General features: G+C 72.0%; 9 protein-coding genes. 4 read left to right on the top strand and 5 right to left on the bottom strand.

The features are described 5' to 3' along the window. On the bottom strand, nt 1-2580 hold the full coding sequence (locus IG99_RS24220; RefSeq protein ID WP_037677076.1) for an ABC transporter permease: 2580 nt from the start codon (nt 2578-2580) through the stop codon (nt 1-3). Further along, a complete protein-coding gene (locus tag IG99_RS24215; protein ID WP_037677074.1) occupies nt 2577-3365 on the bottom strand; it encodes an ABC transporter ATP-binding protein in 789 nt (262 codons plus the stop codon). Before IG99_RS24215 ends, IG99_RS24220 begins: the two co-directional genes overlap by 4 nt. A 424-nt stretch (nt 3366-3789) precedes the next feature. Here IG99_RS24215 and IG99_RS24210 point away from each other — a divergent pair, with 424 nt between their 5' ends. The 4 genes from IG99_RS24210 (at nt 3790) to IG99_RS24195 (ending at nt 8234) form a co-directional block, all read left to right on the top strand. After that, entirely contained in the window at nt 3790-5331 is a 1542-nt protein-coding gene (locus IG99_RS24210; protein ID WP_051865839.1) for an MFS transporter, read from the top strand. Between the two features lie 201 nt (nt 5332-5532). Continuing rightward, entirely contained in the window at nt 5533-6000 is a 468-nt protein-coding gene (locus IG99_RS24205; protein WP_037677069.1) for a DUF485 domain-containing protein, read from the top strand. After that, nucleotides 5997-7607: a sodium/solute symporter gene (locus IG99_RS24200; RefSeq protein WP_037677067.1), complete on the top strand. Its 1611-nt coding sequence runs from the start codon at nt 5997-5999 to the stop codon at nt 7605-7607. Before IG99_RS24205 ends, IG99_RS24200 begins: the two co-directional genes overlap by 4 nt. Before the next feature lie 201 nt (nt 7608-7808). Next, nucleotides 7809-8234, top strand: coding sequence for a hypothetical protein (locus tag IG99_RS24195; RefSeq protein ID WP_037677063.1), 426 nt, complete (start codon nt 7809-7811; stop codon nt 8232-8234). A gap of 60 nt (nt 8235-8294) precedes the next feature. Here IG99_RS24195 and IG99_RS24190 read toward each other — a convergent pair whose 3' ends face one another. The 3 genes from IG99_RS24190 to IG99_RS24180 form a co-directional block, all read right to left on the bottom strand. Further along, nucleotides 8295-9179, bottom strand: a complete 885-nt coding sequence (locus tag IG99_RS24190; RefSeq protein WP_037677061.1) for a coiled-coil domain-containing protein — start codon at nt 9177-9179, stop codon at nt 8295-8297. Between the two features lie 267 nt (nt 9180-9446). Continuing rightward, nucleotides 9447-12515, bottom strand: a complete 3069-nt coding sequence (locus IG99_RS45755) for an SUKH-4 family immunity protein (RefSeq protein WP_078947872.1) — start codon at nt 12513-12515, stop codon at nt 9447-9449. A 9-nt stretch (nt 12516-12524) separates the two neighbouring features. Next, a complete protein-coding gene (locus IG99_RS24180) occupies nt 12525-13544 on the bottom strand; it encodes an SMI1/KNR4 family protein (protein ID WP_078947883.1) in 1020 nt (339 codons plus the stop codon). Nucleotides 13545-13788 lie beyond the last annotated feature (244 nt).

The raw sequence follows: 13788 nt of genomic DNA, 5'->3' as shown, positions 1-13788 counted from the left end.
CTACTCCGTCGCGATCGCGTTCAGTACGTTCATCCGTCCCGCCCGGAACGCCGGGACCAGCGCGGCGAACAGGCCCACGAAGGCCGAGCCGATGAAGACGCCCGTGATGGTCGGCCAGGGGATCTCCAGGACCGTCAGGCCCTGCAGGGCGAGGAGCTTCTGGGCCGTCGCGCCCCAGCCCATGCCCAGGCCGAGGCCGAGGAGGGCGCCGAAGAGGGCGATGACCACGGACTCCATGCGGATCATCCGGCGCAGCTGGCGGCGGGAGAGGCCGATGGCCCGCATGAGGCCGATCTCCCGGGTCCGCTCGACGACCGACAGGGCCAGGGTGTTCACCACACCCAGGATCGCCACGATGATCGCCAGCGCGAGCAGGCCGTAGATCATGTTCAGCAGCTGGCCGACCTGGTCCTTCAGCGCCTGCTTGTAGTCGGTCTGGTCACGGACCTGGTACTGCGGGTAGTCGTGCAGCGCGGACTTCAGCGCCTTGTACGCGGTGTCCTGCCGGCCCTCCTGCGCCGTGGCGAAGACCAGCTGGTCGAGCGGCATCTTGTCGGCCTTGACGTACTTGGCCATCGTGGCGATGGAGGTGTACATCGCGCCCTGATCGATGACGACGTCGCTGCTGGTGATCGCGCGGACCGTCAGCCCGGCGGTGGAGCCGTCCTTGAAGGCCACGGAGATCTTGGAGCCGAGGTGGATCCTGTGGTCCTTGGCGAAGTCCTCGTGGACGGACATCGAGTCGGGCCGGTAGGCGTCCGCGAGCTTGCCGGCGACCGTCTCGACGCGGACGTCGGTGGCGTAGGTCGGGTCCGCCGCGGTGATGGCGGTGTCCTTGAGCTTCTTGCCGTCCGGGGTGGTGAAGTCGGCCTCGGTCCACTTGTACTCGGTGACCCGCTCCAGGCCCGGCGTCTCCTTCACCGCCTTGACGGCCTGCGGGGTGACCAGCTGTCCGCCGTCGTTCTGGATGATGAAGTCCGTGCCGACGGTCTTGTCGAGCTGGTCCGTGGCCGAGGCGACCATGGAGGAACCGACCACCGACAGGCAGGCGACCAGCGCCAGACCGATCATCAGGGCGGCACCCGTGGCGCCGGTACGGCGCGGGTTGCGCAGGGCGTTGCGCTCGGCCATGCGTCCGACGGGACCGAACATCCGCAGCAGGGCCGCGCCCAGCACCCGTACCACGCCGCCCACGAGCAGCGGGCCGACGACCACGAAGCCGATCAGCGTCAGCACCACGCCCAGGCCCAGCCAGAGCGAGCCCTCCTTGGCCTGGTCCGCGGTGGCGGCCACGTAGAGGCCGCAGCCGCCGGCGCCGGTGAGGAGGATGCCGATCAGGGCCCGGATCCAGCTCGACCTGGCGTCGGCCGGGGCGCCCGCGTCGCGCAGCGCGGCCATCGGGGAGACCTTGCCGGCGCGCCGGGCCGGGAGGTAGGCGGCCAGGACGGTGACGACCACGCCGAGCACCAGGCCGATCACCGGGGTGGTCCAGGCGACGGTCAGGTCGTCGGTGGACAGGTTCATGCCGGTCATGCCCATGAGCTTCATCAGTCCGACGGCGAGGCCGACGCCCGCGCCGACACCGAGCACCGAGCCGAACACGCCGAGCAGCAGCGCCTCGGCCAGCACGGAGCGGTTGACCTGCTTGCGGGAGGAGCCGATGGCACGCATCAGGCCGATCTCGCGGGTGCGCTGGGCGACCAGCATCGAGAAGGTGTTGATGATCAGGAAGATGCCGACGAGGAAGGCGATCCCGGCGAAGCCGAGCATCGCGTACTTCATGACGTTCAGGAACTCCCCGACGTCCTTCTGGTTGGCGTCGGCGGTCTCCTTGGCGGTCTGCACCTTGTAGGCGCCGCCGAGTTCGGCGGCCACGTTCTTCTTCAGCTGTGCGTCGGTGACCCCGGAGGCCGCCGTGACGTTGACGTTCGTGTAGACGCCGGTCTCGCCGACCAGCCACTGCTGCGCCGTCTTCGTGTCCAGGTAGAAGATCGCGGCACCGGGGTTGGTGACGGTGAAGGTGGCGATGCCGGAGATCTTGGCGGTGTACGTGCCGACCGCGCTGATCACACCGATCTCGTCACCGAGCTTCAGGTGGTGCTTGTCGGCGGTGTCCGCGTCGACCATGACCTGCTGGGAGCCCTTGGGCGCGGCACCCGAGGTGATCTTCATGGTGCGGGCGTCGTTGCCGTTCCAACTGCCGACGACGGTGGGCGCGCCGCTGGAGGGCGACAGGTTGTCCTTGTCGGCGTCGACGACGGTCACCGAGGTCGAGAAGACGGTCCCCTCCGCCGACTTCACACCCGACGCCTTGCGTACCTCGCCGAGGACGGCGGCCGGGACGACCGGCGGCTTGCCGTTGTCGGAGGTGGTCTCCCCGGTGTCGGAGGCGCCCTTGGCGCTGACGGTCACGTCCGAGGAGGTGGCCGCGAAGAGCTTGTCGAAGGTGGTGTTCATCGTGTCGGTGAACACCAGGGTCCCGCACACGAACGCGACCGAGAGCAGCACCGCGACCGCCGACAGGGCCATCCGGCCCTTGTGCGCGAAGAAGTTGCGCATCGAGGTCTTCATGACGGTCATGACGTGCGCCCCCGGGCGTCGAAGTCCTTCATGCGGTCGAGGACGGCGTCCGCGGTCGGCTTGTACATCTCGTCGACGATGCGACCGTCGGCGAGGTACAGCACCCGGTCCGCGTACGAGGCGGCGACCGGGTCGTGCGTGACCATCACGATGGTCTGGCCGAGCTCGTCCACCGAGCGGCGCAGGAAGCCGAGGACTTCGGCACCGGCGCGCGAGTCGAGGTTTCCGGTCGGCTCGTCACCGAAGATGATCTCGGGGCGGGCGGCCAGCGCCCGGGCCACGGCGACGCGCTGCTGCTGACCGCCGGAGAGCTGGGTGGGGCGGTGCTTGAGCCGTTCGGAGAGCCCGACGGTCTCCACGACCCGGTCCAGCCACCCCTTGTCGGGCTTGCGGCCGGCGATGTCCATGGGGAGCGTGATGTTCTCGAGCGCGTTGAGGGTGGGAAGCAGGTTGAACGCCTGGAAGATGAAGCCGATCCGGTCGCGGCGCAGTTGCGTGAGCTTCTTGTCCTTCAGGCCGGTGATCTCGGTGTCGTCCAGGTGGATCTGACCGCTGGTCACGGTGTCGAGCCCGGCGAGGCAGTGCATCAGGGTGGACTTGCCGGACCCCGAGGGGCCCATGATCGCGGTGAACTGACCGCGGGCGATGTCCACGTCGACGTGGTCGAGGGCGACGACACGGGTCTCCCCGGACCCGTACGCCTTGACGACCTGCCGCGCCCGCGCGGCAACGGCCGTACGCCCTCCAGTGCCCCCGTGCCTGGGAATGGTCACAGCCGATGTCACGGTATGTCTCCTAAGTCGGTCATCAATCGGGCGCACCGGTCCGCGGTCCGTGCGGTGCGGGAGTGGTGCGTGTGCCGCTCGTCGCGGCGGTGGTGCGCTTGCCGGTCGCTACGTCGCTCAGTCTGTCGACGGAAGAGGTCCGGGCGCGCTGGTGCTCGGCACCCTCTTTCCGGGGGGTTAACCCCACCCCCCTCCGGTGGGGGTTGCCGCCCCCCGACGACGTAAAGCCAGGTTAAGGAGCACCCCCGCGCCGTCTCGTCCTCCGACGGTACGAACCCTCCCCGAGCCGTAGGACGGAGGTACCCCTAGGGGCAGTCCACCGCCGGGTGGAGCACTTCTCGGGGGCGCCTCCACCCTCCGGCGCACTCAGCCTGCACCCTCCCCTGACGTGAGGGGCAATGGGAAGCTGTCCGACGGCAGATAGATGCAAGGGGCACGGGAGGGGCTGCGGGTGAGCGGTACGAGCGGTACGACTCCGGCGACACGCGGGGCGGCGCAGCACACGGCCACCGGCAGACGGGGTGCCGTCGTCGCGGCCCTCATGCTGTCGATGGCGCTGGCGGCCCTGGACTCCACCATCGTCTCCACGGCCGTACCGCAGATCGTCGGCGACCTCGGCGGCTTCTCGGTGTTCTCCTGGCTGTTCTCCGGCTACCTGCTGGCCGTCACCGTCACCCTCCCGGTCTACGGCAAGCTCTCCGACACCTTCGGCCGCAAACCGGTACTGATCGCCGGGGCGGCCCTGTTCCTGCTGGGCTCCCTGCTGTGCGCGCTCGCCTGGAACATGGCGGCACTGATCGCCTTCCGGGTCGTACAGGGCCTGGGCGGAGGGGCGTTGCAGGGCACGGTTCAGACGCTCGCCGCCGATCTGTACCCCCTTGAGGAGCGCCCGAAGATCCAGTCCAAGCTGTCCACGGTGTGGGCGGTGTCGGCGGTCGCGGGCCCGGGCGTCGGCGGTCTCCTCGCGGCGTACGCCGACTGGCGATGGATCTTCCTCGTCAACCTGCCCATCGGCGCGGTGGCGTTGTGGCTGATCGTCCGCCATCTGCACGAGCCGCAGCGGGAGAACCCGGGCACGCGCACGCGCGTCGACTGGCCGGGCGCGCTCGCGGTGTTCGCGTGCGGGGGCGTCCTGCTGACGGCGCTGGTGCAGGGCGGGGTGGCATGGCCGTGGCTGTCGGCACCCTCGCTCGCCCTGTTCGGTGCGGGCCTGGCGCTGGTCGCGCTGGTCGTGCTGGTGGAGCGCCGGGCGGCCGAGCCGATCATCCCCGGCTGGGTGTGGCGCCGCCGTACGATCGCCGCCGTCAATCTCGCGCTGGGCGCGCTGGGGCTGCTGATGGTGGCGCCGGCGGTGTTCCTGCCGACGTACGCTCAGTCGGTGCTGGGCCTCGCCCCGGTGACCGCCGGGTTCGTGCTGTCCGTCTGGACGCTGAGCTGGCCGGTGTCGGCCGCGCTGAGCCAGCACGTCTACCGCAGGATCGGCTTCCGGGACACGGCACTGCTCGGCATCGGCGCGGCCGCTCTGGTGCTGTTCGCGTTCCCTTTCCTGCCGTACCCGGGCGAGGCCTGGCAGCCGACGCTGCTGATGCTCCTGCTCGGGGCGGCCCTCGGCCTCTTCCAACTCCCCCTCATCGTCGGGGTGCAGTCGACGGTCGGCTGGGCGGAGCGCGGCACGACGACCGCGTCCGTGCTGTTCTGCCGCCAAACGGGCCAGACCGTCGGGGCCACGGTCTTCGGCGCGGTCGCCAATGGCGTACTGGCCGCGCGGCTCGGCGGAGCGAGCGACCTCGACTCCGTCACCCGGGCCCTCGACGCGGGGACGGCCCCCGAGGCCACACGGCACGCGATCGCGGACGCGGTGCACGCGGTCTACCTGGGCGCGGCCTGCGCGGCGAGCCTGGCGTTCCTGGTGCTGCTGTGCGTGGCACCGCGGCGGTTTCCGGTGCTGAAGAGTCCCGGGGAGTGAGCGGAGCGATCACCCAGGACCCGGGTCAATGCCGGTAACGCCCCAGGTCAGCAACGGTTTTGCGTAGTAAGCGCATACCGACCACTCAGTTTGCCGAAACCCTCCCGCACCCGCGATGCGCCGAGTAGCGTGCGTGGCTCGCGCCCCCCACCTCCCTGCGGTCCGCCGCCACGGACCCGAGCCACGCAAGGAGCCCCGGGTATGTCCCACCACCCGCCGCCCGAGCACCACACCCCGCCCCGGCAACAGCCCTCATCACCCACGCACCCCGCACATTCCACCCACGCCGGCCATCCCTGGCAGCGGTCGCAGCCGTCCCCGTCACCCGACCCCACCCGGCGCGCACCCGACCGACCACCCCTGGGCCACCACAGCGACCTGCGGATCCTGCGCGGCGCCTACCGTCGGCAGCGGCGCGTGGCCACGCTCACCGCACTCGGCTACTTCACCGTGTTCCTGGTCCTGTCCGCGTTCGCGCCCTCGTTCATGACCGGCACGATCACCCCCGGACTGCCCACGGGGCTGGTCCTCGCCCTGCTCCAACTGCCCGTCACCGGCCTGGCGATCGCTCTCTACGAGCGCACCGCCCGCCGCCGCGTCGACCCGCTCGCCGAACGCGTCCGCAAGCAGGCCGCCCTGGACGCCAGGCGGGAGGCGACGACCCGATGACGGAACTCAGCGGCGACGCCCAGACCATGTCACTGGTCGCCTTCACGGCGGTCGTCACCATCACCCTCCTGCTGTGCGTGATGACCGGCCCCGACCGCGACGACCTCGACGAGTTCTACACCGGCTACCGCTCCCTGTCCCCGCTGCGCAACGGCCTCGCCATCGCCGGCGACTACATCTCCGCGGCGACCGTCCTCGGCACCGGCGGCGTGATCGCCCTCTTCGGCTACGACGGGATCGTCCTCGCCCTCAGCACCGCGCTGTCGCTGATGCTGCTGATGTTCCTGCTGGCCGAACCCCTGCGCAACGCGGGCCGGTTCACCATGGGCGACGCCCTGACCCGCGGTATGCCCGGCCGGGCCGTCCGCATCACCGCGTGCGGGGTGACCCTCGCCGCGCTGCTGCCGATGATGCTGGTGCAGCTGGCCGGCACGGGTCAGCTGCTCGCCTTCATCCTCGGCTTCTCCGGCGACTCGGTGAAGACGGGATGCGTCCTCGTGATGGGCGCCCTGATGATCAGTTACGCGGCGATCGGCGGCATGAAGGGCACCGCCCTCATCCAGATGCTGAAGATCGTGATGCTGCTCGGCTCCGGCGCCGTCATCGCCGTACTCCTCCTGAGCCGCTTCGACTGGAACCCGGGCACCCTCTTCGACGCGGCGGCACACCAGAGCGGAGTCGGGTCCGCCTTCCTCCACTCGGGCCTTCAGTTCCAGGGCGGCGCCAGTCCCCGCCTCGACATGATCACCTCCGAGCTGACGGTGGTCCTCGGTGGCGCGTGCCTGCCCCACATCACCATGCGCATGTACACCGCCTCCAGCGCCCGCCAGGTCCGCCGCTCGATGTCCTGGGCGGTGTCGGGCGTGGCCGTGTTCGTGCTGGTCATCACCGTCGTAGGAGCCGGCGCGACGGCCCTCGTCGGCCGGGCCGCGATCGCCCAGGCCGACCCGCGCGGCAACACCGCCTACCTCATGGGATCCCGCGCGGCCTTCGGCGCCGACATCTCCACCGCCGAGACCCTGCTGTTCACGACGGTCACCACCGCGATCTTCCTCACGGTGCTCGCCTCGGTCGCCGGCATGATCCTCGCCTGCGCCAACTCCCTCGCCCACGACGTGTTCGCGGCCCGCGCCAGGGACATGTCCCCGCGCCGCGAGATGCTCGTGGCCCGTCTCTCCGCCCTCGCCGTCGGCGTCCCCACGGTCCTGCTGGCGGTCCAGGTCCAGCACCGCAGCCTGCAACCCCTGGTCACCCTGTCCTTCTGCCTGGGCGCCTCCGCCCTCGCCCCCGCCCTCGTCTACAGCCTCTTCTGGCGCCGCTACACCCGAACCGGCCTGCTCAGCACCCTCATCGGCGGCACCCTCGCCGTCCTGCTGCTGATGCCGGGCACCAACCTCGTCTCCGGCTCCCCCGTCGCCGCGTTCCCCGACGCCGACTTCAACTGGTTCCCCTTCACCACCACCGGCCTGGTCACCATCCCCCTCGGCTTCGCCTTCGGCTGGCTCGGCACGCTCGCCTCCGGCCGGGAGAAGGCGGCGGAACAGCGCAGGCAGTACGAAGCGGTGGAGGCGTGGATTCTGGCCGGGGCGGTACGGAGGGGGAACTGACGGGAGCAGGGTTGCCGGGCCGCTCCCCCGACCACCCGGGGGCGTGTCCGGGACAGCCCGTGACGAGTGACCTGACCAGGCCGGACAGAGCCGGACCGTCCGGGACTGCCGCTTGAACTTCCCGCCTCGACAGCTCCGCAAGCACACTCGCTGTCGACCCGGTCAGCCGATCGGGTCGACAGCGAGAGGACGGGGAAGACCATGAAGAGCGGAAGAGGCGTCATCACGGGGCTGGGCGCCACGGCAGCAGCCGTGAGCCTCCTCGCCTTTGGCGCCGGCCCGGCGGTGGCGGGGCCGGTCAGCGAGAGCGTCGTGTCGTACGACTCGCCCAAGCACGGCTGGGCATCCGCCCAGGCCTACGTGTCTGTCGACGGTGTCTTCCTCGACGTTTGCGACGGCGGCGACCCCGACGGGCGCCGCGCGGTGGGATACCTGTACTTCGGCAGCACAAAGGTGATGACGGCCCAGGCGACCGGCGGGTCGGGAAGCTGCTCGCCTCCGCGCACGAGCCTCGGATGGTCGCGCGGCGCCGGATGGTTCACCGTGATGGCGTGCACCCGGGACGGCGCCGACGGCAGGGACCAAGGCTGCAACAGTTGGCCGTTCTACTTCGACGGCGAGCTGTAACACCGCACAAGACAATGCCGCCGCACCGCGGGCATCTCCGGGCCCGGTCGGGCTGCCCCGTCAGTCCGCCACCTGTCCCGTCAGCGCCGTCAAGCTGCTGCGTACGTGGTCCATGTGGGCCTGTACGTCGTCCCGGCGCTCCTCGTGCTCGCGCAGCACGCGTTCCGTCTCGCACGCGATGTGCTCCTCGCGCGCCCGGGCGTCGGCCACCAGCTCCGCGGCCCGCGCCCGGGCCTCCTCCTCGCGCCGCCGGGCCGACTCCTCCGCCTCGGCGAACGCCTGCTTCGCCTCGGAGAGCGCGGCCTCGGCCCGTGTCAGCAACCGGGCGTGCAGGGCGTCCAGCTCGGCCGCCCGCTCGGCGGCCTCCCCGTCCACCTCGGCGTACCGCTCGGCGAACTCCCTCTCCTGATCGGTGAGCATCTCGGTGGTGCGCAGGCGCATCTCCCGCAGCGCCGCCAGCGCCTCACCCCGGCTCTCCTTCACCTCACGACGGGCACTCACCCGGATCTCGTCCGCCTCGGCGCGCGCCACGAGCAACCGCTGACGGGCGCGCTCCTCGGCCTCCGCGCGCAGCGCGTCCGCCTCCTCGCGCGCCCCCTGACACACCTCCAGGGCGTCCGCCTCGCCCTCGGCGCGGCACTCATCCGCCTCGCGCCGCGCCCGCGCCCGCTCGGCCTGCGCCTCTTCCACCACCAGCTCGAAAAGGCGCCGGGCAGACTCCCCCAACGCCTCGTAGGTCTGCGGAGCGAGGTGCGTCACCGCCTCCCGCAGCCACTCCGCCTCCTCCTCCATGTCCCGGGCCAGCACGGTGAGACGGGCGGCCCGCTCCCACGCGCGGTCACGATCGTCGGAGAGCGCCTCGGCGTAGGCGTCGACCTGGTCGGGCCGGTAGCCACGCCCCCGGACGATCACGAAACCGTGGGGCGACACCGATGCGCTGCTCATCCTGAACCCTCTCCGCCGGATCCATTTCGCGCACATCTTGATGGATCAGACGGAAGTGTTCATAACGCGACACTCCGCTTATAAGCCGCGAACATCATGAGCCATGACCGCCCGCAGAGCACGAGCGGGGCACACGCGGCGCACGAGCGGGGCACACGCGGCGCACGAGCGGGGCACAAAAAGGAGCACATGAAAGGGACACACGAAAGGGGCCGGGCCCGGTCGCACGACCGGGCCCGGCCCCTCACACGCACGGGAGAGCCGCCGTCAGAGCAACCCGTCCCACATCTGCTCCAGCAACACCGACCACCAGCTCTCCGGCGAACCGAGAGCCGCCGGATCGAGCGAGGCCAACTGGGCCTGGAAGTCGACGGTCCAACGGCCCGCCTGCTCCTGGTTCAGCCCGAACCGCAGCCGCCACATCCGCCCGAGCAGCGCGAGACACCGCGCGAACTCCGGCAGACCGGTGTTCACGAACTGCGGCGGTACGGGCGCCCCGCCCGGCCCCGCCTCCACGGGCACGGCGACGATGTTCGCCGTCCCGTACTGCACGCAGATCGCCTTGCCGAAGTCCGTGCCCATCACGAGGTACGAACCCGCGTCCGAGGCCGGCTGCACGCCCCGCTCCTGCGCCAGCTCCGCCAGCGTCGGCACGGGCCGCTGCGGCTGGGCCTGCGCCCAGAAGAACGGCCCCATGTCCGCGGGCAGCCCCGCCACGACCAGCGTGTGCGCCACGATCGGCGGCACGCCCTGACGGGACACAGCGGCCTGGTCGAACCGGAACACCCCGGGCCCGAACGCCGCCGCCAGCTCCTGCGCGATGCCCTCCGGGGGAATCGGCGGGACCGGCTGCACCGGCGGCAACGGCGCCCGCACCGGCGCGGGGCGCGCGGGACCGTCGGCCACCTGATGCAACTCGCCCTGGTGGGCCAGCAGCTGCTGCATGCCCTGCTGCCGGCTCGCGTGATCCGTGCCGTACGGGGCGATGCTCGCGATCCTCGCCTGCGGCCACTGCTCGCGGATCATCCGCGCACAGTACGCACCCGGAAGCTCGCACGACTCCAGTTCCGTGTGCAGCTCCAGCACCTGGTCCGGCGGCACGTTCATGCCCCGCAGCTCGTGGTAGATCTGCCACTCCGGGTGCGGTGTCCCCGGCGCGGAACGCCGGATCAGCTGCTGCTCGGAACCGTCCTGCGCGCGGTAGCGCAACACGGCCTGGTAGCCGGGCCCGACCGTCGGCAACCCGGGCTGCTGCGGATAGCCGTACGCCGGCGGCGGCCCACCCGGCCCCGGCTGCCCGGGCGGCGGAACCGCACCGGGGGGCATGGGCGGCCGAGGCGCACCCGGAGGCACACCAGGACCACCCGGACCACCCGGACCACCGGGGCCTCCAGGACCACCGGGGCCTCCAGGGCCTCCGGGACCACCGACGCCGGGAACGCCCGGCGGAACACCAGGCACACCGGGAGCCCCGGGCACACCGGGAGCCCCGGGCATGCCGGGCGCCTGGGGCGGCGGGGGCACACCCGGGCCGCCGACCGGGGGCCCGGCCAACATGGTCTCGGCGTGGTGAACAGCACCGTGCGCGCCACCCGCGGAGCCGTGCGCGCCCGGAGGCTGGGGTGCACCGGGGGCGCCCGGCGGCCGCGGCGCGCCGGCACCAGGGGCAGCCGGAGCGGCCGGAGGCATCGGGGCACCAGGGGCGCCAGGGGCACCGGGGACGCCAGGCGGATGGGGCGCGCCGGGGACGCCTTGCGCACCCGGCGCATGCGGCACACCCGGCGCATGCGGCACACCCGGGGCTCCCGGCGCGCCGGGCGGCTGCGGCGGGCCCGGAGGCTGCGGCGGCGCACCCGCGCCCATCCGACCGGGGTCGGCGAACATCGTGGCGGCGTGGTGAACACCACCCGGTGGCGTACCACCGGGGGTGTCGGGCGTGCCAGGACCGTTCGGCGGAGGGGGCGTGGGGTGACCGCCCGGCGCACCGGGGACACCCGGGCCGCCCTGGCCCTGGGGGCCGTCGGGGCCGAGCGCCGACACCATCTGCGTAGGCACATATCCACCGGCAGGCGCACCCGGTGCGGAGGGCGGCGGAGGCGTACCGCCCGGCCGCGCGCCCGGCATCCCGGGAGCACCCGGCGGAGGCGGAGGCGTCGCCCCGCGCCCACGCCGAGGAGGCGCCGCCTTACTGGTCGCCGCGTCGGCGATGTCCTCGGCGTTCGGCGGCAACGGCCGCCCCGCCGCACCCGGCCCACCCGGCGCCTGCGGCGCACCCGGCGGATACCCGTACGAGGGCGCACCCGGAGGCGGGGTACCGGGACCACCCGGCGCACCGGACCCCGGCGGATACCCGTAGGACGGCACTCCCGGCCCAGGCGGAGGCGTACCGCCCGACCCAGCGGCCCCCGCCGCGGGAATCCCCGCGCCCTGGGACCCGTGCCCGCCGCCCGGCGCACCCTGCTCGCCGACCGCCGGCGCCACCGTCGTACGAGGCAGCTGGCTGCCGCCCGACATCAGCGCCGTCTTGGCGTCCGGAGCGACAGGCGGCGGCGTGTCGTCGCCGACATCGGTCAGCGGCGGCGCGAACACCGTCGCCGGCAGCGGTACGGAACGGTCCTCGCCCGCGTTGGTGTCCGTCCCCGCCCAGGGCGTCGCCCCCGCGGGCGCACCCGGCGCACCGGGCGCACCCGCACCGACTCCCGCACCAGCCTCCTCATCACCGCTGCCCGCGGCCGCCGGCCACGACGCCCCACTCCCCGGCGCCGCGGAGCCCCCGCCGGACGAGGAAGCCGAGGACGACGGCGAGGAAGAAGAAGGCGAAGGGGCGGGCGGAGGAGTGGGCGAAGGAGGCGGAGGAACGGGCGAAGGAGCCGCCGACGACGGAACCCCACCCTGCGTCTCAGGCAACGAACCCGCAGCAGCCCCCGAAGAAGCCCCGCCCCCAGCCCCCCGCCGATCCGGAAGCCCCAACCTGTCCGCCGCCTCCTGCAACCACTCCGGCGGCGACAACAGGAACGACGTCTGGTTCAGGTCCACCCGAGCCGCGGGCGCCGGCACCGCATCGGCCACACCCTCAGGACGGCCGTACTCCTCCTCGTACCGGCGGATCACCTCACCCACCGGCAGCGCGGGCCACAACGTGGCCTCCCCGCTGTCCCGGGCGACCACCAGCCGCTGGTCACCCCCGTCCGAACGCGGCCCGTCCGCACGGTCCTCACCCCACACCACGAACCCGAGCTCGAACTCCCGCACCCGCACCTCACGATGCTGGTACGCCGGAACGTCCCCGTTGACCCACTCTTCCGCACGCTCCTGCGCCTGCGCGAACGTCACCATCGCTACAGCTCACTCCCCCACGGAAGAAACCGGAACGGCACGCGCGAACCCGCCGTCCACCATCAGGTTCGCCACCGTCTCCAACTCCGGCGGATTGCCCGCGAGCCGCGACAGGAACACGTCGAAATCCTCACCGCACGGCAGCAACAACCGCGCCGTACGCTCCGCCGGCGGCAACGCCGGATCCACGTCCCGCACATCGTCGTACGCGCAGAACCACACCGAACCGATCCGGTCACCCTTCACCTTCACGGCCAACAACCCACCCTGGACGAAACCGACACTGAGGTAGTCCTTCGTCAAATGGTCACGCAAGCACTTGTTCACATAAACCAAGTCATTGACCGCCGCCTCGTCCCGCACCGTGAAGAACGGCTGATCCACCAGCAGCCCCAACTCCGCGTCCAGCGCCGCACCCACCGGAGCACAACCACCCGCCGCCTTCAAAAACGACCGGTACGCACCCGGCAACCGGTACCCGAGGTCCTCCTCGACCCCCTGCACCTGCTGCTCAGTCACCGCCACACCCGACTTGGGCAACCGGACATGCACCGGCCGCGTCTCCTGCAACGGCCGCGTCCCCCGCTTGCCCTGGTCGACCTGCGCCGTCGCCACCCCACCGTGGTGCCGCAACAACGCCTTCACCTCGACCGGAACCAACTCCAACCGCCGCGAACCCACCACGTGATGCCACGTCCAGCCGTGCGGCGTCGCCACCGCCGGCACCGTGTCCCACAGGTCGTGCCCCGACGCCGCCAGCGCCGCGTTCGCCGACACGTAGTCCGTCAGCCGCAACTCGTCGACCCCGAAACCCTCCGGCGGATCGGCGATCTCCGCCGCCGCACGCGCATAGGGCGAGAAGTCGGGGTAACCGTGCTCATCCACCCGCACCCCCCTCGGGTGACGAGTGGCCCGGACCGGATCCGGGAAATGCACGACCTGCCCGGCATAGGCCGCGTTCGGCGGCGCGGCTTGTCCCCCGGCCTGGCGGCCGGGAGGTGCCCCCAGCCCGAGCCGACCTGTCGTCATGGCGGTAGCCCCCTGCGGCACTCTGTACGACCCGCGGCGGCCGGCACCGTTCCGGTCCCGGCACGCCACGGCCGTGTTCGACTGTCTCCAACGGCACCGACGCGCGTTGACCGCACCTGTCGCGGTGCCGACAGCCTATGCGGTACGACGACACCGGTCACCGGGCCTCCAGTTCCGTGACCAGCCGTCACCCCGCCGTGACGGACCGCCCGAACACGGGCGTGTCGCAGCGCCCCAGCTACCG

Origin of the sequence: Streptomyces griseus subsp. griseus (assembly GCF_000720255.1) — a bacterium.
Classification (GTDB): domain Bacteria; phylum Actinomycetota; class Actinomycetes; order Streptomycetales; family Streptomycetaceae; genus Streptomyces; species Streptomyces griseus_I.
This window is presented reverse-complemented; position numbering and strand designations above follow the sequence as displayed.

What these genes read in the sequence shown, in the direction of transcription:
- IG99_RS24220 (WP_037677076.1), bottom strand. Translation starts at nt 2,580, where the DNA reads ATGACCGTCATGAAGACCTCGATGCGCAACTTCTTCGCGCACAAGGGC.
- IG99_RS24210 (WP_051865839.1), top strand. Translation starts at nt 3,790, where the DNA reads ATGCAAGGGGCACGGGAGGGGCTGCGGGTGAGCGGTACGAGCGGTACG.
- IG99_RS24205 (WP_037677069.1), top strand. Translation starts at nt 5,533, where the DNA reads ATGTCCCACCACCCGCCGCCCGAGCACCACACCCCGCCCCGGCAACAG.
- IG99_RS24200 (WP_037677067.1), top strand. Translation starts at nt 5,997, where the DNA reads ATGACGGAACTCAGCGGCGACGCCCAGACCATGTCACTGGTCGCCTTC.
- IG99_RS24195 (WP_037677063.1), top strand. Translation starts at nt 7,809, where the DNA reads ATGAAGAGCGGAAGAGGCGTCATCACGGGGCTGGGCGCCACGGCAGCA.
- IG99_RS24190 (WP_037677061.1), bottom strand. Translation starts at nt 9,179, where the DNA reads ATGAGCAGCGCATCGGTGTCGCCCCACGGTTTCGTGATCGTCCGGGGG.
- IG99_RS45755 (WP_078947872.1), bottom strand. Translation starts at nt 12,515, where the DNA reads ATGGTGACGTTCGCGCAGGCGCAGGAGCGTGCGGAAGAGTGGGTCAAC.
- IG99_RS24180 (WP_078947883.1), bottom strand. Translation starts at nt 13,544, where the DNA reads ATGACGACAGGTCGGCTCGGGCTGGGGGCACCTCCCGGCCGCCAGGCC.